The sequence below is a fragment of the Pseudomaricurvus alkylphenolicus genome, assembly GCF_011683955.1.
GTDB classification, from domain to species: domain Bacteria; phylum Pseudomonadota; class Gammaproteobacteria; order Pseudomonadales; family Cellvibrionaceae; genus Pseudomaricurvus; species Pseudomaricurvus alkylphenolicus.
Map to the genome: position 1 here is coordinate 293,126 of NZ_JAAQPI010000008.1, position 23,781 is coordinate 316,906.

A 23,781-nucleotide genomic window follows, 5' to 3' on the forward strand; every position below is an offset into this window, starting at 1 on the left:
ACGGGTGGCGCGTGTCCGTTGCCAAGGCGCGCCAGTATAACCCGTTCCCGTGGAGGAGGGCACCGCTTTCAGGCGCCCATCAGGCCCCGCAGCGGGCGCTTTTTAAAGCACCGTATAGGTCCCTATGCTGTTGAATTTATGGTAGTATTGCGCGCTTTGGTCAAATCGAAAACCGCCGGCGGACATAATAAGGAATGCCTTTTATATGGGTGAACTAGCAAAAGAACTCCTACCCGTAAATATTGAAGACGAGCTGAAACAATCCTACCTGGATTACGCCATGAGCGTTATCGTCGGGCGAGCCCTGCCCGATGTTCGCGATGGCCTCAAGCCGGTGCACCGTCGCGTGCTGTTCGCCATGAGCGAACTCAATAACGACTGGAACAAAGCCTATAAAAAGTCGGCCCGTGTGGTCGGTGACGTGATCGGTAAATATCACCCTCACGGTGACTCCGCAGTCTACGACACCATCGTCCGTATGGCTCAGCCTTTCTCGCTGCGCTATATGCTGGTGGATGGCCAGGGCAACTTTGGCTCCATCGACGGCGATGGCGCGGCCGCCATGCGATACACCGAGATCCGCATGCAGAAGATCTCCCATGATCTATTGGCGGATCTCGAAAAAGAAACGGTTGATTTCGTGCCCAATTATGACGGCACAGAAATGATGCCTAGCGTTCTGCCCACACGAGTCCCCAACCTGCTGGTGAATGGCTCCTCCGGTATTGCGGTGGGTATGGCCACCAATATCCCACCCCACAATTTGCGTGAGGTGGTGAAGGGTTGTCTGGCGTACATCGACAATAATGACATTGGCATCGATGAGCTGATGGAGATTATTCCCGGCCCGGATTTTCCCACCGGCGGCATTATCAATGGCCGTGCCGGCATTGTGCAGGCCTATCGCACCGGCCGCGGCCGTATCTATGTACGTGCCAAGGCGGAAATCGAACGTGATGACAAGTCCAACAAAGAAACCATCATCATCAATGAGATTCCCTATCAGCTGAACAAGGCGCGTCTGATCGAAAAGATCGCCGAATTGGTAAAAGAGAAGAAGATCGAGGGCATCTCCGAGCTGCGGGACGAATCCGACAAAGACGGTCTGCGCGTGGTGATTGAGCTCAAACGCGGTGAAATGGGCGATGTAGTATTGAATAACCTCTATGCCCAGACTCAGCTGCAGAGCGTGTTTGGCATCAACATTGTGGCTCTGGTGGACGGCCAGCCCAAGCTGCTGAACCTTAAGGACCTGCTGGAGCACTTTGTCCGCCACCGCCGGGAGGTGGTGACCCGCCGTACCGTGTACCTGCTGCGCAAGGCGCGTGAGCGCGGCCATATTCTGGAAGGCCTTGCGGTTGCCATTGCCAATATCGATCCGGTTATTGAGCTGATCAAGAGCTCTGCCACACCTGCCGACGCCAAAGAGGCGTTGATCTCCAAGGGCTGGCCGGTTGGCGACGTGTCCGAATTTCTGGAGCGCGCCGGTGCCGACGCCTGCCGCCCTGAAGACCTGGAGCCTCAGTTCGGGCTGCGTGAAGGCAACTACTATCTGTCTCCCGCCCAGGCTCAGGCTATCCTGGAGCTGCGCCTGCATCGCCTGACCGGCATGGAGCACAACAAGCTGCTCGCGGAATATAAAGAGAAGCTGGAACAGATCGCAGAATTCCTGGAGATTCTGGGCAATTCCCAGCGTTTGATGGAAGTGATCCGTGAGGAGTTGGAAGAAGTTTCCAACAATTACGGCGACGAGCGTCGCACCGATATTCAAAGCTCCCAGCAAGACCTCACCATAGAAGATCTGATTACCGAAGAAGACCGCGTGGTAACCATTTCTCACGGTGGTTACGCCAAGACCCAGCCCCTGGATGCCTACCAGGCTCAACGCCGTGGTGGTATGGGCAAGGCGGCGACGTCGGTTAAGGATGAGGACTTCGTTGAGCACCTGCTGATAGCCAGCACCCATGACACCATTCTGTGCTTTACCAATGCCGGTAAGGTGTATTGGCTCAAGGTGTATCAGATTCCGGTGGCCGGCCGTCAGTCCCGTGGTCGACCCATGGTGAATCTGCTGCCACTGGAAGAAGGTGAACGCATTACTTCTATCCTGCCGGTTAAGGAATACGACGACGACCACTATATCTTTATGGCAACCGCCAAGGGTACCGTGAAGAAAACCACGCTCACCCAGTTCTCCCGTCCACGCAGCGTCGGCCTGATTGCCATTGATCTGGAAGAGGGCGATCGCCTGGTGAGTACGGCGATTACCGACGGTAACTGTGACGTGGTGCTGTTTTCCTCCAGCGGCAAGGCAGCGCGCTTCAAAGAAAGCGATGTTCGTGCCATGGGCCGTACCTCTCGCGGTGTCAGGGGTATTCGCCTGCAGGATGACCACAGCGTAATCTCCATGGTGATCCCGCAGCCCGATGGCAGTATTTTGACCATCAGTGAAAACGGCTTTGGCAAACGCACCAGTGTAGAAGAATTCCCCACCAAGGGGCGTGGCAGCCAGGGTGTAATTGGCATGCAGACCACCGAGCGCAATGGCGCCGTGGTTGGGGCGGTGCAGGTGTTTGCCGGTGACGAGATCATGCTGATTTCTGACCAGGGTACACTGGTACGTACACGCGTCGATGAGGTGTCGGTGTTGAGCCGCAACACTCAGGGTGTCAGGCTGATCAAGGTGAAATCCGATGAGCACCTGGTAGGCGTTGAGCGGATTCAAGAGAGCAGCAACGGTGAAGACGCCGAAGAGTCTGAAGGCGAATAAGTTCGAAGCGGTATTGAGACATGGCACAAGAGACTGAACAGCAGCAATTGGCCAAATTGCGTGATCGTATCGACGATATCGATCTGAAAATCGGTGAGTTGATCAGCGAGCGGGCCAAATGCGCCCAGGACGTGGCAACGGTAAAAAAGGCACACAGCAACGGTGGTGAGATAGTTTACTACCGCCCCGAACGCGAAGCCCAGGTGTTGCGCAAGGCCATGGAGCGTAATCAGGGGCCGCTGGGTGACGAGGAAATGGCGCGGCTGTTTCGTGAAATCATGTCTGCGTGCCTGGCGCTTGAGCAACCCATCAAGGTTGCGTTTCTGGGCCCCGAAGGCACGTTTACCGAACAGGCGGCGCTGAAGCATTTTGGTCATGCCGCGGTAACTACGCCGATGTCCGCCATTGATGAAGTGTTTCGTGATGTCGAAGCCGGCGCCTCACAATATGGCGTTGTTCCCGTAGAGAACTCTACCGAAGGTGTGGTTAATCACACTCTCGACAGTTTTATGGATTCCAACCTCAAGATCTGTGGCGAGGTGGTTCTGCGTATCCACCAGAATTTGATGGTCTCTGAGGTCACCAAAACCGACAGCATTACGCGCATCTACTCCCACTCCCAATCCCTGGCGCAGTGCCGCAAGTGGCTCGATGCCCATTACCCCCATGCTGACCGCGTCGCGGTTAACAGCAATGCCGAAGCGGCCAAACGGGTAAAGGGCGAGTGGAATGCAGCGGCCATTGCCGGTGAAATGGCCGCTGACAAATACGGCCTCATCAAACTGGCGGAAAAGATTGAAGATCAGCCGGACAATTCCACCCGTTTCCTGATCATCGGTACCGAGGGGATTCCGCCGAGTGGCGACGACAAGTCCTCGGTGGTGATCGCCATGCGCAATGAGCCGGGCGCTCTGCATGATCTGCTGGAGCCATTCCATCGCCATAAGATTGACCTGACGCGGGTAGAAACCCGTCCGTCACGCAGCGGTAACTGGAACTATGTGTTCTTTATCGATTTTAATGGTCATCTTGAGAACGAATCCGTGAAGCTGGCGCTTAAGGAAATTGGCGAGCGGGCGGCGGATCTGCGTATTCTCGGTTCATACCCGAAGGGCGTGCTTTAAATCGGATACTGTGGGTCGCTCATGGAACCCTGTGTTAACAAATTAGTCGTTATTGGCATTGGCCTGATTGGCGGCAGTCTGGCCGCCGCGCTTAAGCAGGTGGGTGGCTGCCGTGAGGTGATCGGGGTGGCCCGCCGCCAGGAAACCTGTGACGATGCCGTGCGTCTCGGAGTCTGTGACCGAGCAGTGCTGGGCATCGACCAGGTGGCTGGAGAGCTGGGCGAAGGCGATGTTATCTTTATCGCCGTGCCCACCTTGACCGTGGCCGCCATTCTGGCCCAGGTTGCGCACTGTGTCCCGGCCACGGTGACCATCACCGATGGTGCCAGTGTCAAAGGCTCGGTATTGGCAGCGGTACAGAGTGTATACGGTTGCCTGCCGCCTCAATTTGTCGCCGGCCATCCGATCGCCGGATCTGAAAAGAGCGGTGTTGAGGCCAGCGATCCGCACCTCTATGAAGATCACCGCGTCATCATTACACCGACGCCGGATAGCGGTCAGGAACACATTTGCCGTGTTACGGCCATGTGGCAGGCGGTCGGGGCTGAAGTTCTCACTATGCCGGTGACCGAACATGACGATGTGCTGGCGGCCACCAGCCACCTTCCTCACGTGATCGCCTATTCTTTAGTGGATACACTGGCCAATGATGCCGAAAATGAAAACATCTTCCGCTACGCTGCTGGAGGCTTTCGGGATTTTACCCGGATCGCCTCCTCAGATCCGGTGATGTGGCACGACATTATGAAGGCCAACCGGGACGCCGTATTGGGTGCCCTGGACTTATTTACGGACAACTTGTCCCGGCTGCGCGAGGCTATCGCCAGCGAAGACAGCGAGTTGATGATGGGGGTGTTTACCCGTGCCAAGGCAGCTCGTGACCACTTTACTCGAATGCTAACCAAACAGGCTTACAGTCAATCCATGCAACAGCAAGAAATCACTTATACCGTTAAACCCGGTGGCAACGTCTGCGGCGAACTGCGTGTTCCCGGAGACAAATCCATTTCCCACCGCTCCATTATGCTGGGCTCGCTGGCTGAGGGCGTGACTGAGGTAGAAGGGTTTCTGGAGGGTGAGGACGCCCTGGCAACCCTGCAGGCGTTTCGCGATATGGGCGTGGTGATCGAAGGGCCTGACCAGGGCAAAGTTCGCATTCATGGCGTAGGCCTGCATGGTTTGCAGGCGCCCCCAGGACCGCTCTACGTGGGCAACTCCGGTACCTCGATGCGCCTGCTGGCGGGTCTGTTGGCCGGGCAGGCGTTCGACAGTGAACTGACCGGGGACGAGTCTCTCAGCAAACGCCCGATGAATCGGGTGGCCAACCCACTGCGCCAGATGGGGGCTGAGATAGAAACCGGTGACGAGGGTCGTCCGCCGGTGAAAATCAAGGGTGGCGCCAAGCTTAAGTCGATCAATTACGACATGCCCATGGCCAGCGCTCAGGTGAAATCCTGTGTGCTGCTGGCAGGCCTGTATGCCGACGGCACGACTGAAGTGACGGAACCCGCTCCCACCCGTGACCATACTGAGCGAATGCTCAATGGCTTTGGCTACGATGTGAAACGCGAAGGCGCCAAGGCGACGTTGGCGGCCGGCGGTGCACTCAGTGCAACCCAGATTGAGGTGCCTGCTGACATCTCATCGGCGACCTTCTTTATGGTAGCCGCGGCCATTGCCCCGGGTTCAGATGTCACTCTGACCCACGTCGGCATTAATCCTACCCGCGATGGTGTTATCAATATCCTGCGCTTGATGGGGGCGGACATCACCCTGGAAAATCAGCGTGAAGTCGGTGGTGAGCCTGTGGCTGACATCCGCGTCAAATATGCCCCCCTTAAAGGCATTAACATCCCGCAAGACCAGGTGCCCCTGGCCATCGATGAATTCCCGGCCCTGTTTGTGGCGGCAGCCTGTGCCGAAGGCACGACCGTGTTGACGGGTGCCGAAGAGCTGCGGGTCAAGGAAAGTGACCGCATTCAATCCATGGCGGATGGCCTGGTGGAGCTGGGGGTTAAGGCCCAGGCTACACCTGACGGAATTATCATTGAGGGAGGTCCTATTGGCTCAGGCACCGTCGAAAGTCATGGTGACCACCGCATCGCCATGTCCTTTACCATTGCCGGCCTGCGCGCCGGTGGCGATATCGTGGTTAAGAACTGTGCCAATGTAATGACCTCCTTTCCCACATTTGTGGAACTGGCTCAAAAAGCTGGCATTCAGCTGTCGGTAGCCGACGCTTAAGAAAGACACCGTAGCAGCCCGCTTGAGGGCGACTCTGACCATTGTCGCGGTCAGAGCCCGCTGCTACAGTGCCATTCGGCGCTGATTGCCGGAATACCGTGGAATAAGCATAGAAATAAACAGTTCTTAATTTATGCCATTCAGGCATTTATAATGCCGGCCGTTTTGCCTAGACCATTTTTTGACACTAGAGACGATTTCCATGTCGACTGACTATAATCTGACCCACCTGAAGCAACTGGAGGCGGAGAGTATCCATATCATCCGCGAGGTAGCGGCCGAATTTGATAATCCGGTCATGCTCTACTCCGTTGGTAAGGACTCTGCCGTGATGATGCATCTGGCTATGAAAGCCTTCCATCCAGGCAAGCCACCCTTCCCACTGATGCACGTGGACACCACCTGGAAGTTCAAGGAAATGATTGAATTTCGCGATCAGCGCATCAAGGATCTGGGGTGGGATCTGTTGGTTCACATCAACCAGGAAGGGGTCGAGATGGGCGTCGGTCCATTTACCCATGGCAGCGCCAAGCATACCGACATCATGAAAACCGTCGCCCTGAAGCAAGCGCTCGACAAATACGGTTTTGACGCTGCATTCGGTGGTGCCCGCCGCGATGAAGAAAAGTCTCGCGCAAAAGAGCGCGTATACTCCTTCCGTGACAAGAAGCACCGCTGGGATCCGAAGAACCAGCGTCCGGAGCTGTGGAATATCTACAACGGCAAGGTGGACAAGGGCGAAAGCATCCGTGTTTTCCCTCTCTCCAACTGGACCGAGCTGGACATCTGGCAGTATATCCACCTGGAAGGCATCCCCATTGTGCCCCTGTATTTTGCCGCCAAGCGTCCGGTGGTCAATAAAGATGGCCTGTTGATTATGGTGGACGACGATCGCATGCCCATCGAAGACGGCGAGGTGATCGAGGAGAAAATGGTGCGCTTCCGTACCCTGGGGTGTTACCCCTTGACCGGCGCGGTGGAATCCGAAGCCACCACATTGCCCGAAATTATTCAGGAGATGCTGCTGACCACGACGTCAGAGCGTCAGGGCCGAGCTATCGATCATGACAGTTCCGGTTCCATGGAGAAGAAAAAGCAAGAGGGTTATTTCTAATGTCACATCAGTCCGACCTTATTGCAGAAGATATTGATGCTTATCTGGCTCAGCACGAACAGAAAGAGCTGCTGCGGTTCCTGACCTGCGGCAGCGTGGATGACGGCAAGAGCACATTGATTGGCCGCTTGCTGCACGACTCCAAAATGATCTACGAAGATCAGCTGGCGGCGATTGAAGCCGATACCGTCAAGCACGGTACCACGGGCGAAAAGATCGACCTGGCGCTGCTGGTGGACGGTCTCGCTGCAGAGCGCGAGCAGGGTATCACCATCGACGTGGCTTACCGCTATTTCTCTACCGCCAAGCGCAAATTTATTATTGCAGACACTCCGGGCCATGAGCAGTACACCCGCAATATGGCCACCGGTGCGTCCACCTGCGATCTGGCAGTGATCCTCATTGATGCCCGCCACGGTGTGATGACCCAGACGCGTCGTCATAGCTACATCGCTTCTCTGCTGGGTATTAAGCATATCGTTGTTGCCGTTAACAAGATGGATCTGGTGGACTTCGACGAAGCGGTATACGAGAAAATCAAAGCCGAGTATCAGGTATTTGCCAAGAGCCTCGGCATGGACAATATCTACTTTGTGCCCATGTCCGCGCTGGAAGGTGACAACGTGGTTAACATCAGTGAGAAAACGCCCTGGTATAAGGGTGGCTCACTGATGAATATCCTTGAAACCGTGGAAATCGCCGGCGATAAAAACCTCACTGATTTCCGTTTACCGGTACAGTACGTTAATCGCCCCAATCTCGATTACCGCGGCTTCTGTGGCAACATCGCCTCGGGCATCGTCAAGGTGGGTGATGAAGTCAAAGCGCTGCCTTCCGGTAAGTCCAGCAAGGTTAAAGCGATCGTCACCTATGACGGCGATCTGGAAGAGGCGTTTGCCGGCCAGGCTGTCACCCTGACCCTGGAAGATGAAATCGACATCAGTCGTGGCGATATGATCGTACACGCCAGTGCAGACGTTGCCCAATCCAATCACCTGCAAGCGCATGTGGTCTGGATGAGCGAGACAGCCATGCAGCCGGGCCGCCAGTACCTGTTCAAATTTGCCAGCAAGCAAGTGGCCGGTGAAATCGAAGCGATTGAACATCAGATTGATGTCAACACTCAGGAGCACGCTGAAAAATCCCAGCTGGATCTGAACGACATTGCCCTGGTGAATGTCGCATTGGAGCAACAGGTTGCCATTGATCCCTATCAGCAAAACCGTGGCACCGGTGCCTTTATCGTTATTGATCGCTTGAGCAATATCACCGTGGGCGCTGGTATGGTGAATAAACCGCTGGATCAGCTGCAGCAGGAAGCCGACGTGCCTGCCAATGTCAGTGAGTTTGAACTGGAGCTTAACGCGCTGATTCGCAAACACTTCCCGCACTGGGGTGCCGCCGATCTGCGTACTCTGTTGAAGAAGTAACTGCAGAAACAGCAGCGTTTGGCATGCGTATTTGCCTTCGTCTTTGCCTTTGCTTGGCGGAGGCAAATAAGTGTCATAATGAATGCTGCAGGAAGGTGGGCCGGCTCGAAGGAATCCTTCTGGAGAGTCCTTTGGCCCCTTCCTGGAATACACTGCGCTGTCCCTGCGCAAGCCCCCAATCGGTTTCCCTCGAGCCGGCCCAAAACTGATATCTAAGTGTCGGCGGTTAGCTCAGTTGCTTGCCTCTGGCATTGATACTACAGCTGGATCTTTTGCTGGTTTTTCGCCAGCGTCGAATCGCCGATACCCTTAATGACGGTCAGCTGGTCAATGCTGGTAAAATCGCCGTTTTTTTCCCGCCAGGCGACAATAGCCTGTGCCCGTTTTAATCCAACCCCTTTGAGCGCATCGGCGATTTCTTCGGCGGATGCCGTATTGATGTTGATCGAGACGTCCTGGCTCCAGGCCAGTGCCGGCGCCAATGTACAGGTGGCGAGTAGTGTTCCCACCTTCAAAAAGGAGCGAAAGCGGCTGGCCTTGGCGGTATGAGATGATCTGCCGATCGGGTGGACATTGCCAGATACACTGGCGGTAATGGTGTTGTTCATGATAAACCTCCTTGTTTGTGGAAGGGTAACCATAGCGCTTTTTGACCAACCGGGAACTCAGGAATCTGTATGAATTGCGCGACGCTATCGGCGCTCGCCGGAGCGGGGTTGTCAGGGTACAATCGCCAGCTGCGTAACTAACTGACAAGAGGTGATTGCTCAATGGCTGACTGCCCCCAAATTCTTGTGGCGATGGATTTCGACAACCAAGCGGCCTGTCTGGCCATGGCGGACCGACTGGATCCGACGCTCTGTCGTCTCAAAGTGGGTAAGGAGCTGTTCACCGTTGCAGGGCCGGCAGTCGTGGAAGCGCTGATGGCCAAGGGCTTTGAGATCTTTCTGGATCTCAAATTTCACGATATCCCCAATACCACCGCCAAAGCGGTAAAGGCCGCGGCAGAACTGGGGGTATGGATGGTGAATGTACACGCCAGTGGTGGCGGCAGGATGATGGCCGCTGCACGCAACGAGCTCGAAAAACGCACCGGGCCCAATCCCCTGCTGATCGCGGTGACCGTTCTCACCAGCATGGAGGCCGAAGATCTAAACCAGATTGGTATAGCGCGGGATCCCGAAGATCAGGTCTTGCACCTCGCCAGCCTGGCGCAGCAAAGCGGCATGGATGGCGTGGTGTGTTCTGCCCAGGAGGCGTCCATGTTGAGCCAGAAGCTGGGCAGTGATTTCTGCCTGGTCACTCCGGGTATTCGGCCCGCCGATGCGGCGGCCGACGATCAGCGTCGCATCGTGACTCCTAAGGACGCTATTGACGCAGGCAGCCATTATCTGGTGATTGGCCGTCCCATCACCAAAGCGCTGGACCCTGTCTCCGCCTGTCGCACTATCGCAGCATCAATTGCATAAGGATTACGTTCTCAACCATGACACATGTGATTACGATTGACGGCCCCAGTGGCGCTGGCAAAGGCACTATATGCCAATTGGTGGCGAAGCGACTGGGTTACCACCTGCTCGACAGCGGCGCGCTCTATCGGCTGACCGCCCTGGCCGCCGAACGCCAGGGGGTGGATTTTGAGGATTCCGATGGGCTCGCTCAGGTCGCCGCTCAGCTGGATGTGGTATTTAGCACCACGGAGCTGGGGGTGAATATTCTGTTGGCAGGCGATGATGTCACTCGGGCTATCCGGCAAGAACAGGTGGGCATGAATGCTTCCCGCGTGGCGGCCTGCGAGCCGGTTCGGGCGGCACTGTTGCAGCGTCAGCGGGACTTTCGCCAGGCTCCTGGTCTGGTGGCGGATGGTCGGGACATGGGAACCACGGTCTTCCCGGATGCGCCGGTCAAGGTCTTTTTGACGGCCAGTGCAGAGGAAAGGGCTAACCGGCGAGTCAAGCAGCTGCAAGAAGCGGGTCAAAGCGTCGATTTTAAGGCTATCCTTGAGGATATCGAACGTCGGGATAAGCAAGACAGAGAGCGTACGTCCTCACCATTGGTTGCAGCCGAGGATGCGGTTGAAGTGGATACCACGGCCATGCCCATAGAGCGGGTGCTGGATGTGGTACTGCAGTTGGCTCAAGAACGGCTGGGTTAACAGACAAGGAATTGATGATGAGCCTTATTAAAAAGCTGTTGCTGATATCGGCTGTCGTGCTCGGACTTATATTGGGCGTATGGTTTAGTGTTGAGAACTCTGCTCCGCTTTCTGTTGTGTTGCTGGGCATGCCCATGCCAGCGCTGTCCAGCGGCATTTGGATTACCGGCGCGTTGTTGTTGGGCGCCGGGTTGGGGTATCTGGTGAGCTGGTTCGCCACATTGCCCCTGAAAAACGAAAACCTTTCCCTTAAGCGCAAAATCAAGCGACGAGACAAAGAGCTGGAGCGGCTGCGCAAAGCGCCTCTGAGTGCCGGCGGGTCTGTGCAAGAGTAACCATGATCGACTGGGGTTTGCTGCTGTTAGTTCTACTGGCCATAGCCATTGGCTATGCGCTGGGCTGGCGCTCGCGCGGGGGGGCGGAGGAGCCCGATGCCCCGGTGCTGGAGCCCCACTATATTCAGGGGCTCAACTACCTGCTGAATGAGCAACCGGATGCAGCCATTGATACCTTTATCGGTGCCCTGGACGTCAATAGCGAAACACTGGAAACCCACCTGGCGCTGGGCAACCTGTTGCGCAAGCGGGGTGAAGTCAGTCGCGCCATCAAGATTCATCAAAACCTGCTGGCCAGGCCCGGCTTGGAGGGCGAGCGCTCCAAGCAGGTTCAGCTAGAGCTGGCGCGGGATTTTATTAAATCCGGTTTGCTTGACCGCGCGGAAATGCTGCTGCAGGAGCTGGCGGAAACCAGTGCTCATCCGCTGCGCACCCAGTGTCTCGAATATCTGATTGAAATCTATCGCGACGAAAAAGAATGGCAAAAAGCCATTGATGCCATCAATCAGCTCTCCAGTCGTCGCTTCGCCCGCCTGCCGGACCGCTGGCGTATGGTGCAGTCCCACTTTTTTTGTGAATTGGCGGAAGATGCACTCAGAAGAACCGACTACCTTGGCGCTCGCCGTCAATTGCGCGCCGCCGCTCTGGCGGATAAGCAATCCGCCCGTCCGAGTCTGTTGCTGGCTGAGCTGGAACATCGTTTGGGGCAGGACAAAGAAGCGATTCGTACGCTCAAACAGGTTTTCCATCAAGATCCATCACTGCTGCCGGAAGCGCTGCCATTGCTGAGCCAATGTCACAAGAGCCTGGGCATCCAGGATCAGCTGCGGGAATACCTGCATGAGCTACTGGAGCAGGGGGGATCGACACCAGTGGTGATGGCATTGGCAGAGCTGATCGCCGATGACGAGGGCAGCGAGGCGGCAGCGCGCTTCCTGGGGGATCAGGTATCCGATGGCCCGTCGTTGCTGGCGGTCGGTCAAATGCTCCAGTTTCAACTCAGCGATCAGCGCGAGCCGGACGAGAACATGCTCATGGCCAGCAACGCCATTCGCAATATCCAGAAAACCCGCCCCCATTATCGCTGTTACAACTGTGGCTTTAGCGGGCAGCAGATGCACTGGCTGTGCCCGGGCTGTAAAACCTGGGGCAGTGTAAAACCCGTGGAATAGCCCGCTGTACTGTGATACTATCCGCCGCCACTGTAATCGGGTGAGCCCGGTCTCGGTAGGTAGAATTCCCGCGCAAGCCAGCCCGGACGGGGGTTTTATCAATATTAATCGGCCCACACAACTGGCAGTGTGGTTAGCAAGTTTGCCAACACGATTGCCGAAAATCGTGTCATTAATGGTCAAAACTTCTGCTGTTACCTTTATATAGGTTGTCCTAATGAGCGAATCTTTCGCAGAACTCTTTGAAGAAAGCTTAAAGTCCGTTGATATGGTTCCCGGTTCTATCGTAACCGGCGTAGTGATCGACGTTGATAAAGACTGGGTTACTGTTCACGCAGGCCTGAAGTCTGAAGGTGTTATCCCTGCTTATCAGTTCCACGACGAAAATGGCGAACTGACCCTGCAAGTAGGCGACGAAGTTCAGGTTGCACTGGAATCCGTAGAAGACGGTTTCGGTGAGACCAAGCTGTCCCGTGAGAAAGCCAAGCGCGCTGAAGCTTGGAAGGTACTGGAAGCGGCTCACGAAGCAGACGAAATTGTTAAGGGTGTTATCAATGGCAAGGTCAAGGGTGGTTTCACCGTTGACGTATCCAGCATCCGCGCGTTCCTGCCAGGTTCTCTGGTAGACGTACGCCCCGTTCGCGAAACCGCTCACCTGGAAGGCAAAGAGCTGGAATTCAAGGTCATCAAGCTGGACCAGAAGCGCAACAACGTTGTTGTTTCCCGCCGTGCTGTTCTTGAAAAGGCCAACTCTGCAGAGCGCGAAGAGCTGCTGGCCAGCCTGCAAGAAGGTATGTCCATCAAGGGTATCGTTAAGAACCTGACTGACTACGGTGCCTTCGTAGACCTGGGTGGTGTTGACGGCCTGCTGCACATCACTGACATGGCCTGGAAGCGCATCAAGCACCCATCTGAGATTGTTAACGTTGGCGACGAGATTGACGTTAAAGTCCTGAAGTTCGACCGTGAGCGCAATCGCGTATCTCTGGGTCTGAAGCAGCTGGGTGAAGATCCTTGGGTAGAAATCACCAACCGTTACCCAGAAGGCGCCCGCACCAAGGCCAAGGTTACCAACCTCACTGACTACGGCTGCTTTGCCGAGATCGAGGAAGGTGTTGAAGGTCTGGTACACGTCTCTGAAATGGACTGGACCAACAAGAACATCCACCCATCCAAAGTTGTCAACGTCGGCGACGAAGTGGAAGTTATGGTTCTGGACATCGACGAAGAGCGTCGTCGTATCTCCCTGGGTATCAAGCAGTGTCAAGAAAACCCATGGGATGCCTTCGGCAAGCAGTTCGCTAAAGGTGACAAGATTTCCGGTAAGATCAAGTCCATCACCGACTTCGGTATCTTCATCGGTCTGGACGGCGGCATCGACGGTCTGGTTCACCTGTCCGACATCTCCTGGCAGGAAGCTGGCGAAGAAGCCGTACGCAAGTACAAGAAGGGCGACGAGCTGGAAACCGTTATTCTGGCTATCGACCCAGAGCGCGAGCGTATCTCCCTGGGCATCAAGCAGCTGGACAACGATCCGTTCTCTGACTACGTTGCCACCAACGACAAAGGCTCTATCGTTACCGGTACCATCAAAGAAGTTGACGCCAAGGCTGCTATCGTAGTTCTGGCTGACGACGTTGAAGCGGTACTGAAGGCTTCTGAAATCAGCCGCGAAAAGGTTGAAGATGCCCGTAACGCACTGAGCGAAGGCCAGGAAGTTGAGGCTGTGATCCTGAATGTTGATCGCAAGAACCGCAACATCAACCTGTCCATCAAGTCCAAGGACGCTGCTGAAGAGCGTGCTGCCATTAAGGAGCACTCCGCCAAGTCTGCTGAGGCCGCACCTGCTGCCACCATCGGTGACCTGATCAAGGCACAGATGAAGAGCCAGGACAAGTAAGTCCCAGTCACCCAAGGTGATAGTCCGGGGTTAAACCCGGACGGCGACAAAAAAGGCGGCTTCGGCTGCCTTTTTTGTGCCCCATCCTAACTGGTACGATCGTTTGTCAGCGATTTCCTACAAGCATTGGGGGGATTGTCCTCTGGCGCGATCGAGTCCTTTGGGCGACACTGATTATGCACAGGGAAGTTGACATGGAAGTGTGTGTTGACCAGGACGGGTCAAGGGATGCGCCCGGATGTAGCGGTGGGACAGGGAGTCTCTTTCAGCCAATTCCAGACAGGGCTTGGCTGTCCGCAGAGGGACGAAGCGGGGCGGCACCGAAGGGTGTCGCCCCGTTTTCCGTTCTATCTGGCCAAAAATTCTCGCAGCAGAAGGCCAAAAAATGCCCGAGTTGTTCAAATATCTCTAAATTGTCACTTGTTCCCAAATCCTCATCGTCCTATACTCCTTTGAAAACAATGAGTTAGGCGTATGGTGGAACGAAGGATTGCATATGACCAAGTCAGAGTTGATCGAACGAATCGCTGAACAGCAGGACCAGTTATCGCTTAAGGATGTGGAACTGGCGGTAAAACTGATGCTGGAGCACATGTCCCAGGTTCTGGCCGCTGGCGAACGCATTGAAATTCGCGGCTTTGGCAGCTTTTCTCTGCACTACCGCGCACCACGCATCGGGCGTAACCCCAAGACCGGTGATTCTGTGGAGCTGTCCGGCAAGTACGTGCCTCACTTCAAGCCCGGCAAAGAAATGCGTGACCGGGTTAACGATAGTATTCAGTCCCACCCTGCCCACTAGCCCATGTGGGCCATGATTTCGTTCATTGGATGATGACAGGCCTGCTACCGAGGGCATTTCAGCGGTTTTACCCGGCTGGCCCTTACTCAGATGAGATCCAGTTCTCGTTCTTGACGCTTTTTGCCACACTTTGTGTGAATATCCCCTTACACTGAGCCCCGCCATTGGCGTGATTTTGTGCCCTGTGCTATAGTGCCGCGCCTATCCGTACCCTTCCGCACCCCTTGAAAAAGCGGCATTTGGGCCCGATTTCCATGGAAGGCATAATGACAACAGCGACGGCCACCTGACCATTAAGACGATCTCCATCTATGCAGCAACAAAACAACGATTTCACTAAGACGGAACTGTTTGAGGCGCTAAAGTCTGTCAAACAGTATTTTGGCTACGCCGTGCTGTTCAGTATGGCGGTCAACCTGCTGATGATCATCCCCTCTATTTATATGCTGCAGGTGTATGATCGGGTGGTGACCAGTGGCAGTGTCTCGACCCTGGTGATGCTGACACTGTTGTTAGTGTTCCTGCTGGGCTCCATGGGGGGCTTTGAGTGGGTTCGGTCCCGTATTCTGGTGCGCGCCAGTACCCAGATCGAGAAAATGCTGCGTACCCGTACCTTTGATGCCACCTTTAAACAGTCGCTAATGACGGGTGGAATGAAAGGCAGCTCCCAGCCGCTTTCAGATCTGTCCGGGCTGCGTCAGTTTTTGACAGGGAATGGCCTGTTCGCCTTTTTCGATGCGCCCTGGTTTCCTATCTACGTGATGATCATGTTTATGTTCCACTGGAGCTATGGACTGGTCGCCGTATTTGCCGGTTCCGTGCTGGTGGTTATCGCTTTTCTCAATGAGAAGTTCACCAACAAAACCTTAAAGGATGCCAACACCGAGGCCGCCTGGGTCAGTAACTACGCCAGCAAAAACCTGCAGAATGCCGAAGTTATTGAGTCCATGGGCATGATGGGCGCGATTCGTCGCAAATGGGAAGAGCGCAGTGATCGCGTGCTGGCCCTTCAGGGCGACGCCAGCGATTCTGCGGGCATCTTTACATCGATATCAAAAACCTTTCGCATGACCGTGCAATCGCTGATCCTGGGGTTGGGTGCATACCTTGCCGTTAAACAGGAAATCTCGCCGGGCATGATGATTGCCGGCTCGATTCTGCTGGGGCGTGCACTGGCACCAATCGATCAAATGGTCGGTGCCTGGCGGGGCTTTTCTACTGCTCGCGCACAATACCAGCGACTGGAGCAGCTGCTGGAAAAAATCCCGGAAGACAAAGACCGTATGAGTCTGCCGGCCCCGAAAGGGGAGGTATCTGTAGAAGGTATCATGGTGGCGCCGCCCGGTTCTCGAACCCCCACACTGCGCGGAGTGGAATTCAAACTGGAGCCCGGTGAGATTCTCGGTGTTATTGGACCCAGTGCCGCGGGTAAATCCACCCTGGCCAGAGCGATGTTGGGCATCTGGCCAACCCTGTCGGGTAAAGTGCGGTTGGACAGCGCGGATATCTATACCTGGGACCGGGAAGAGCTGGGCCCCTTTATTGGCTATCTGCCTCAGGACATTGAGCTTTTCGATGGCACCATTGCCGAAAACATTGCCCGCTTTACGGAAATCGATTCGGAGGCTGTTGTCGAGGCCGCCCAGTTGGCAGGTGTCCATGAAATGATCCTGCGCCTGCCGGATGGCTACGATACTCAAATCGGCAGTCACGGTGGAGCCCTCTCGGGCGGCCAGCGTCAGCGCATCGGTTTGGCTCGCGCGCTCTATGGTAACCCTTGTTTTGTGGTTCTTGACGAACCCAACTCCAATCTTGACGAAAAGGGTGAGCAGGAATTGCTGGCTGCGCTCAAGCGCATGAAGGAGCGGGGGGTGACCGTGATGATCATCGCACACCGACCTCAGGTCTTGCTCAGTGTGGATAAGATTCTGGTGCTGGCAGAAGGCACCATGAAGGATTTCGGTACCCGCGATCAGGTCATGAGCAAATTTGTGAAGCCCTCAGCGGCAGCCCAAGCCGCACAGGCGGCACAATCACAGCAGGGGCAGCCCAAAACCATTCAGGGGCAAGCGCAGCCTGCCAACGGCGCCAATGTCGTGCCCGTACCTAATCGATAAAACAGACAGCTTGATGGATAGAATCACAGCATGACCGAGAAATCACAGGGAGCGGTCAACGACGCTCCTGATGCCGAAGAAAGCAAATCCACATTGCCCGAAGCACTGGACGCAAAAGCCGAGCCCGGTACTGATGCTGCAAAAGAGGGCGGGCCGGATCTCGCGCAGTTCGATACAGAGCAGCCGATTGATGAAGAGGCGGCCGACAATCTTGATGCTGAGACCGACTTTTCCAAACCTCGTCGAGTCGGCATGGTGCTCTTTATTCTGGTGTTTGGTGTATTTGGACTTTGGTCGGTGATTGCGCCGCTGGAAAGTGCGGCCCTGGCGCCCGGCATCGTTGCTGTTAAGTCCCATAAGAAAACCGTTCAACACCTGGAAGGCGGCATCGTCAAGTCCATCAATATCCGCAATGGTGACTTGGTGGAAGCCGAGGATGTGCTGATTGTTTTGGATGAGACCCAATCCCGCGCTCAGCTGGAAATTATTCGCGGTCAGTACATTGCTTTTAAAGCCAAGGAGTCTCGTCTGCTGGCCGAGCGGGATAACCGCAATCTGGTGGACTACCCGCAGGACCTTACCTCATTGGAAGATACCCGAGTCCAGGAAGAGGTGGCTTCACAGAATCAATTGTTCCAGGCTCGCCGCAGCTCCAAGATTGGTGAAATGTCGGTGCTGGAGCAGCGCATAGAGCAGCTGCAAACCAGCGTCAAAGGCCTGGAAGCCCTCAAGGACAGTAAAGAGGAGCTGGTGGTTTCCTACGGCGAAGAACTGAGTGATTTTCGCGATCTGCTGGACGAAGGTTATGCCGATAAAATCCGCGTGCGTGAACTGGAACGTAGCCACGCTCGCTTAAAAGGTGAAGTCGCTGAACTGATCTCCAATATCTCCGCCACCGAAGTACAGATTGGCGAGACCAAACTGAATATTCTGCAGCTGGATAAAGACTTCCATAGAAACGTTGTGGATGAATTGGCGGAAGTGCAGACCAGTCTGAACGATACCGAAGAGCGCATGAATGCGTTACTGGATACCGTAGAGCGTACTGAAATTCGTGCTCCTGCCAAGGGCATCGTACACGGTTTGCAGGTTCACACCTTGGGCGCCGTGTTGTCGCCCGGCACCCCGATTCTCGATATCGTACCGCAGTCGGATATTCTGGTTGTCGAGGCCCAGGTGGCGCCCATCGACATTGATCGGGTATTTATTGGCCAGGACGCAAAAATCCGCTTCTCAGCCTTTAAGAGCGCCACCACACAGGTGATATCCGCCGAGCTGATTTCCCTGTCTGCGGATCGAATCATCGACGAGCAAACCGGTATGCCGCACTACCTGGCCAGGGTGGAAGTCACCGATATTGGTTTAAAAGAACTTGGGGATTTGGAACTTTTGCCAGGGATGCCTGCCGAAGTTCTCATCAATACCGGGTCTCGCACATTGCTTGAGTATCTGACTCAGCCGATTACCGATGCGATGGCCCGATCCATGATTGAAGACTGAGATCACGCATGAAGCGAACTATGATCGCGAAGCTCTTGGGGGGGCTTCTGGGGGTTCAGGCTGGCCTGGCGTTTTCTGCCGCGGTCGACCTGAAGCAGGTTTTTGGCGTGGCACTGGAATCCAGCCCGCGTCTGAATATTGCCCGTCACCAGTTAAATGTGGGCATTGCCCAGCAGGATCAGGCATTTGGGCAGTTGTTGCCGCAGATTAGTGCCTCATCCAGTCTTTCGAAAAACCGCCGCTGGACCGAGGGCTCAATAAGCCCCATCACTGGTACTAGGGGTGAAGAAACATTCGAAGACTACGATGGCGAACGCTATAACATGCAGTTGCGCCAGGTGCTGTTTAACTGGCAGGCCTTCACCTCCAAAAAGCGAAGCGATATCGTCGTCGATCAGCGAGAAGCGGAGTATTTTGATGAGCTTGCGCTGCTGATGGTAGACGTCTCTGAAAAATACCTCGATACCCTGGAAGCACAGGACGCGCTCGAAACCGTACGTTCCGAACGCCAGGCGATCGAGCGCAACCTGCGCCAGGTTGAACAGATGTACGAGCGAAAGCTGAGCAAGGTCACTGACCTCTATGAAGTGCAAGCTCGCGCTGCAGCGGTCGAAGTGGATGAAATCGATGCTGAAAATGCGGTCGCCTTGGCGAAGGAGCAGCTGTGGGAAGTGGCTGGCATGGAGATCGACCAGTTGTTTGCCTTATCCGATGGCGTTGACGTGCCGGTGCTGGAAGGAGGCATGTCCAGCTGGGTGTCAAAGTCCTTGGCCGGAAATACTCAGATCAAAGCCCGGGCCCTTGCATGGGAAGCAGCCAAAACCAGAATTTCTGAGAGTCGGGGCGCCTACTACCCGACCGTCAACCTCGTGGGCACGGCAACGCAAAGTGATATCGGCCCCGATAACAACGACACCAATAAGTACGAGAGTACCTATCTCGGTGTTGACATCAATATTCCAATTTATTCCGGCGGTGCCAATTCGGCGTCGGTACGCGAAGCCATCTCTCAGGCGGACATCTCTCGCGAAGAGCTGGAACAAATAAGGCGAGAAGTCACCCGCCGCGCCCGTGCCGCCTATATGAATCTCCATTCCAGTCACAAGCGTACGATTGCGTCGCGTAAAGCCGTGGAGTCCACAAGTAAGGCTTCAGCCGCCATGCGCAAGGGCTACGAATACGGCACGGTGACTATCGTGGATGTACTCAATGCCCTGCGCGACGAATACACCGCCGTAAGAGATCTGCAGGCGGCACGTTATGCGCATATCAAAGCCATGCTGTATCTGAAGCGTGAAGCGGGAACACTGTCAGCCAAAGACCTGCACACCATTAATACCTGGCTAATCAGCCCGGAACAAGCCGCCGTTAACGACACAGCCGCAAAACACTCCGCACCGGTACTGCGCTCGGCCAGTAACGGATAAGCAGGATGACAGCAAGCGCCGGGGGCGCCCGAACCAACGTTCTGCACGTCTATAAAACGGCGATCCCCTATACCATGGGCGGAGTAGAACAGGTGCTTTACCAGCTGACCCAAAGCACCGCTGAACAAGGGTTTTGCCACCAAGTCTTGACGCTGCATGACGGTGACCGCATAGAGCGGATAGAACACCAGGGTGTGGAGATTACCGCGGTTCCCTGGTTTCTGCACCTGAACTCAACCCCCTTGTCGGTAAAATACCTGCGCGAGTTTCGACGCCTGAGAGAGCAGACGGATATTCTCCACTACCATTTTCCGTTTCCACTGCAAGACCTGGCTCATCTCTGTCTGGGCGGCAGAAAGAAACCGTCCGTGCTCTCGTACCACAGTGATGTGGTCAGGCAAAAATGGATTAAACCGATTTACACACCGGTGATGCATCGTTTTCTGGGCAGTCTTGATGCCATTGTTGCCGCATCACCTCAATACGCGCAGTCGAGCCAGGTGTTAAAGCGCTTTGCGGACAAGGTCGAGGTCATACCCTATGGTCTAGAGCAAGCGTCATATCCAGAGACCGACCCAGAGATGCTGGAACACCTCGCCAGTCATCTGGCGGACGGCTTCTTTCTCTTCGTCGGTGTCTTGAGATACTACAAAGGTTTGGAGTTCTTGATTGAGGCGGCCCGCAAGACGGGGTTGCCTGTGGTGATTGCCGGTGATGGCCCGTTGCGGGACAGGGTCGAGATGGCGGCAGGCCAGCACGCCAATATCCACTATTTGGGGCAGGTGACGGACAGCCAAAAATCGGCTCTGTTAAAACAGGCAACGGCCTTTGTGTTTCCCTCGCACCTGCGGGCCGAAGCCTTTGGTATCAGCCTCCTGGAAGCGGCCATGTACGGTAAGCCATTGATTTCGGCGGACATCTCAACGGGAACCACCTATATCAATCAGCATCAGCAGACGGGTTTGGTGGTGCCGCCGGGGTCAACAGATGCGTTGATGGCAGCCATGGCAGAGCTCTGGAACGACAGCCAGGCCCGCCACCAATATGGCGCCGCCGCCAGAGAGCGCTACCTGCATCATTTTACCCAACAGCGAATGGGCCAGAAGTATTCAGATCTCTACCGCAAAGTACAAGCCGGACGCCGCAGCTGACTAAAATTCGCTATCATTTATTCTCGAACTTCTGATTCAAGGCGCAGTCTCCTTCATGCCCAACCCCATCAATCTCTTAGTTAACGTCGATTGCCTGCGCTCCGAGCTCACTGGCATTGGCCACTATACCCACAACCTGCTGGTGGAACTGATCAAGGACCCGGCCATTGGCGAAGTGAAGGGAATCAGCGCATTGGGGCAGGTGACTCAAGATGAGCTGATGGGACTGCTTAAGTTGGAGACCTCGGAAGGAGAAGAGGCGAGGGCGGAAGCATCCTCCGTTTCAGGATTTAAGGCAAAAACCTTGGGTCTGGCCATTCGGGCGGCGAGGCATGTTCCCTATGCCCGTACTCTGGCGCACCACTGGCGCAGTCGAATGGCTAAGGCTCAGCAGGCAAACATAGAGGGTTTCTTATACTGGGAACCCAATTACACATTATTGCCGGTCAATAATCGGGCGGTAACGACCATCTGCGACATATCCCACGTACGCTATCCCGAATTCCACCCCGCCGAACGCATTGAGCTGATGGAGCGATTGCTACCGGAAACCTTTCAACGCTCAGATCAAATCCTGACCATCTCGGAGTTTACCCGCGATGAGCTGGTGGACTATTACGGGTTGAGGAAGAAGGATATCGCTATCGTGCCTCCGGCGGTATCGCCGGAATTCCGCCCGCGAGCCGCTTCAGAGTGCGAGAGTGTCAGAAAACGTTACAACCTTCCCGAGCAATTTGTGATGTCACTGGGCACACTTGAGCCACGCAAGAATTTGGTGGGTCTGATCGAAGCCTACGCCCAGCTGCCCAATCCGTTGCGTGAACAATACCCGCTGGTGATTACCGGCGGGGACGGCTGGCGACGTGGCAAAATTGAAGACGCGCTGAAGCAGCTTCCCCAGCACCAGTTGATCCGAACCGGCTACGTGGATCAGCAAGACCTCCCCCTGATTATTTCTTGTGCAACCTTGATGGCCTACCCCTCCTTCTATGAGGGATTTGGTATGCCGGTGCTTGAAGCCATGGCGTCTGGCGTCCCGGTATTGACCTCAAACCTGAGCTCAATGCCGGAAGTTTGTGATGGCTCCGGCATACTGGTCGATCCACACCGAGTGGAATCCATTGCCGAGGGCCTCTCCAGGGTGCTGGAAAACGAACAGCTGAGACTCGAAAAACAACAAGCCGGCTTGGCGGTGGCCAGTCGGTACAGCTGGCAGAATTCGGCAGCCATGCTGAGGGATGTCTTCGTTCAGGTGCAAAGCCGTTGAGCTTATTCAAAAAGCTGTCCGAATTACTGTCCGAGCACGACAAGAGGCAGCATTTTGGCTACAGTCTGGTCATTATGCTGACACTGCAATGGCTCATGCCTTTGTGGCTGGCCTTCCTGACCACCTTTCTCATCGGTCTTATCAAGGAAATCTGGGATCACTACTGGGGATCCGGTTTTTGTTGGCAGGATATGAAGGCCAACATGCTTGGGATTCTACTGGCAGTCCTGATCTACTTTATTCTTTTGATCGCGGTCGGCCCATTGCGGTGAAATCCGCCCTCTAAAATCGTCGTACATCTTTCGTTGTGTCTAAAAAATAGACTAAAGAAAAAAACAATAAAGGATTTGTGGCGAAGTTAGTTAATGTGCACTACGCTTTAGAGCGTTATAAGCTGTGAGCTTTAGCGATACATGACTACAAAGCGCGAGCCTTTGAGGTGGCGCAAAAAATCTTATCGGATTAAAAAATGAACAGCCTTGGCTGTGTTCCAGCACCACTACCGGAGTGCCGATATAGGATTACCTATATAAAGGAACAAAGAATACCCTGCAGAGGTGGAATCTTGACCGAATTCTTCCTGGCAACTCCTTTCCAAAATACGGTGCTGTGTTCGCACCGCGTTACACGAAACGTTAAAACAAATATGGAATGATTGAAGGAGGTCTGATTGAAGGAACGAGTTAAGTTGGCAGTTTAAATTGGGAAGCGGTAAAAAGTTTAAAAACTTGGGGCGTACATTTTATAGGCAATTCTCGCTTGTAATTACGAAGCTCAGACAGCAATGACAGGTATGACAGGATGTTCTGTCGTTCTTGCTTCTATATATAAGAAGCAAGAACAAGTTCTTTCGTTTCTCTCTTGTGGTTCCGCACTACTCGATTGCTAAACCGCAGCGATTCTTTTTTTGGCTGCGCAAGCTCCCTCCTTTATTGGGCTCTTTCCTTTCAAGCGTTCAGCGTTGACTGGATTCAATTCAAAACCTGTAAAAAGAATTCTGACTGCAATGACCTTGTCATGGTTTTCAGATAAAGCCGCGCGCCGAAAGTCATGGGCGCAGAAGCCGTTAAAGCCTTTTGCTCAAAAATTAAACGGCACAAACTAAGGCTCAAACATAAATTGAAAATGCATCACAACTTTATGGAAAGTAAGGGGAAAATGATTTGACAGCCTTGTAGACGGCAGTTATAAATGCAGCACAGGATGCTGGACTGCCCAGTGTTTGCTGCTTGCTATTTGTCGAAGCTTAGGTTTGTCAAATGAGTAGGGTAGGTAG

Annotated in this window: 18 protein-coding genes; 17 read left to right on the forward strand and 1 reads right to left on the reverse strand. The window is 54.7% G+C overall.

Features of this window, described 5'->3' with window-relative positions:
• Positions 1 to 205: 205 nt before the first annotated feature.
• The 5 genes from gyrA (at position 206) to cysN (ending at position 8,682) form a co-directional block, all read left to right on the forward strand.
• Positions 206 to 2,770, forward strand: a complete 2,565-nt coding sequence (gene gyrA, locus HBA55_RS20845; RefSeq protein WP_166995406.1) for a DNA gyrase subunit A — start codon at positions 206 to 208, stop codon at positions 2,768 to 2,770.
• 20 nt (positions 2,771 to 2,790) lie between these two features.
• On the forward strand, positions 2,791 to 3,894 hold the full coding sequence (pheA, locus tag HBA55_RS20850) for a prephenate dehydratase (RefSeq protein WP_166995408.1): 1,104 nt from the start codon (positions 2,791 to 2,793) through the stop codon (positions 3,892 to 3,894).
• 21 nt (positions 3,895 to 3,915) lie between these two features.
• Positions 3,916 to 6,138 carry a bifunctional prephenate dehydrogenase/3-phosphoshikimate 1-carboxyvinyltransferase gene (locus HBA55_RS20855; RefSeq protein WP_166995410.1) on the forward strand — a complete coding sequence of 741 codons (2,223 nt, stop codon included), beginning with the start codon at positions 3,916 to 3,918 and terminating at the stop codon, positions 6,136 to 6,138.
• A 202-nt stretch (positions 6,139 to 6,340) separates the two neighbouring features.
• Positions 6,341 to 7,252 carry a sulfate adenylyltransferase subunit CysD gene (gene cysD, locus HBA55_RS20860; RefSeq protein WP_166995412.1) on the forward strand — a complete coding sequence of 304 codons (912 nt, stop codon included), beginning with the start codon at positions 6,341 to 6,343 and terminating at the stop codon, positions 7,250 to 7,252.
• Entirely contained in the window at positions 7,252 to 8,682 is a 1,431-nt protein-coding gene (gene cysN / locus HBA55_RS20865) for a sulfate adenylyltransferase subunit CysN (protein ID WP_166995414.1), read from the forward strand. Before cysD ends, cysN begins: the two co-directional genes overlap by 1 nt.
• A gap of 257 nt (positions 8,683 to 8,939) precedes the next feature.
• Here the strand turns inward: cysN and HBA55_RS37870 are convergent, their stop codons facing one another.
• A complete protein-coding gene (locus HBA55_RS37870; RefSeq protein ID WP_166995416.1) occupies positions 8,940 to 9,290 on the reverse strand; it encodes a ComEA family DNA-binding protein in 351 nt (116 codons plus the stop codon).
• Positions 9,291 to 9,452: 162 nt separating this feature from the next.
• Between HBA55_RS37870 and pyrF the strand changes: the two genes are divergently transcribed.
• From pyrF to HBA55_RS20930, 12 genes are all read left to right on the forward strand, one after another.
• The gene (gene pyrF / locus HBA55_RS20875; RefSeq protein WP_166995418.1) at positions 9,453 to 10,151 is read left to right on the forward strand and encodes an orotidine-5'-phosphate decarboxylase; all 699 of its coding nucleotides are present in this window, start codon (positions 9,453 to 9,455) and stop codon (positions 10,149 to 10,151) included.
• Positions 10,152 to 10,168: 17 nt separating this feature from the next.
• Entirely contained in the window at positions 10,169 to 10,837 is a 669-nt protein-coding gene (gene cmk, locus HBA55_RS20880) for a (d)CMP kinase (protein WP_166995420.1), read from the forward strand.
• 17 nt (positions 10,838 to 10,854) lie between these two features.
• Positions 10,855 to 11,172 (forward strand): lipopolysaccharide assembly protein LapA domain-containing protein, encoded by a 318-nt coding sequence (locus HBA55_RS20885; protein ID WP_166995422.1) that lies wholly within the window; start codon positions 10,855 to 10,857, stop codon positions 11,170 to 11,172.
• Positions 11,173 to 11,174: 2 nt separating this feature from the next.
• Positions 11,175 to 12,344 (forward strand): lipopolysaccharide assembly protein LapB, encoded by a 1,170-nt coding sequence (gene lapB / locus HBA55_RS20890; RefSeq protein WP_166995424.1) that lies wholly within the window; start codon positions 11,175 to 11,177, stop codon positions 12,342 to 12,344.
• 217 nt (positions 12,345 to 12,561) lie between these two features.
• Positions 12,562 to 14,244 carry a 30S ribosomal protein S1 gene (gene rpsA / locus HBA55_RS20895; protein WP_166995426.1) on the forward strand — a complete coding sequence of 561 codons (1,683 nt, stop codon included), beginning with the start codon at positions 12,562 to 12,564 and terminating at the stop codon, positions 14,242 to 14,244.
• Between the two features lie 496 nt (positions 14,245 to 14,740).
• Positions 14,741 to 15,043 (forward strand): integration host factor subunit beta, encoded by a 303-nt coding sequence (gene ihfB / locus HBA55_RS20900; protein ID WP_166995428.1) that lies wholly within the window; start codon positions 14,741 to 14,743, stop codon positions 15,041 to 15,043.
• 311 nt (positions 15,044 to 15,354) lie between these two features.
• Positions 15,355 to 17,160, forward strand: coding sequence for a type I secretion system permease/ATPase (locus HBA55_RS20905; protein WP_166995429.1), 1,806 nt, complete (start codon positions 15,355 to 15,357; stop codon positions 17,158 to 17,160).
• A gap of 30 nt (positions 17,161 to 17,190) precedes the next feature.
• Positions 17,191 to 18,660 (forward strand): HlyD family type I secretion periplasmic adaptor subunit, encoded by a 1,470-nt coding sequence (locus HBA55_RS20910; protein ID WP_206019891.1) that lies wholly within the window; start codon positions 17,191 to 17,193, stop codon positions 18,658 to 18,660.
• 8 nt (positions 18,661 to 18,668) lie between these two features.
• Positions 18,669 to 20,087 (forward strand): TolC family outer membrane protein, encoded by a 1,419-nt coding sequence (locus tag HBA55_RS20915; RefSeq protein ID WP_166995431.1) that lies wholly within the window; start codon positions 18,669 to 18,671, stop codon positions 20,085 to 20,087.
• Positions 20,088 to 20,092: 5 nt separating this feature from the next.
• Positions 20,093 to 21,238 (forward strand): glycosyltransferase, encoded by a 1,146-nt coding sequence (locus HBA55_RS20920; protein WP_166995433.1) that lies wholly within the window; start codon positions 20,093 to 20,095, stop codon positions 21,236 to 21,238.
• Positions 21,239 to 21,293: 55 nt separating this feature from the next.
• Entirely contained in the window at positions 21,294 to 22,505 is a 1,212-nt protein-coding gene (locus HBA55_RS20925; protein ID WP_166995435.1) for a glycosyltransferase family 4 protein, read from the forward strand.
• Positions 22,502 to 22,777, forward strand: a complete 276-nt coding sequence (locus tag HBA55_RS20930; RefSeq protein WP_166995437.1) for a YfiM family lipoprotein — start codon at positions 22,502 to 22,504, stop codon at positions 22,775 to 22,777. The genes HBA55_RS20925 and HBA55_RS20930 overlap by 4 nt, the downstream gene beginning before the upstream one ends.
• Positions 22,778 to 23,781 lie beyond the last annotated feature (1,004 nt).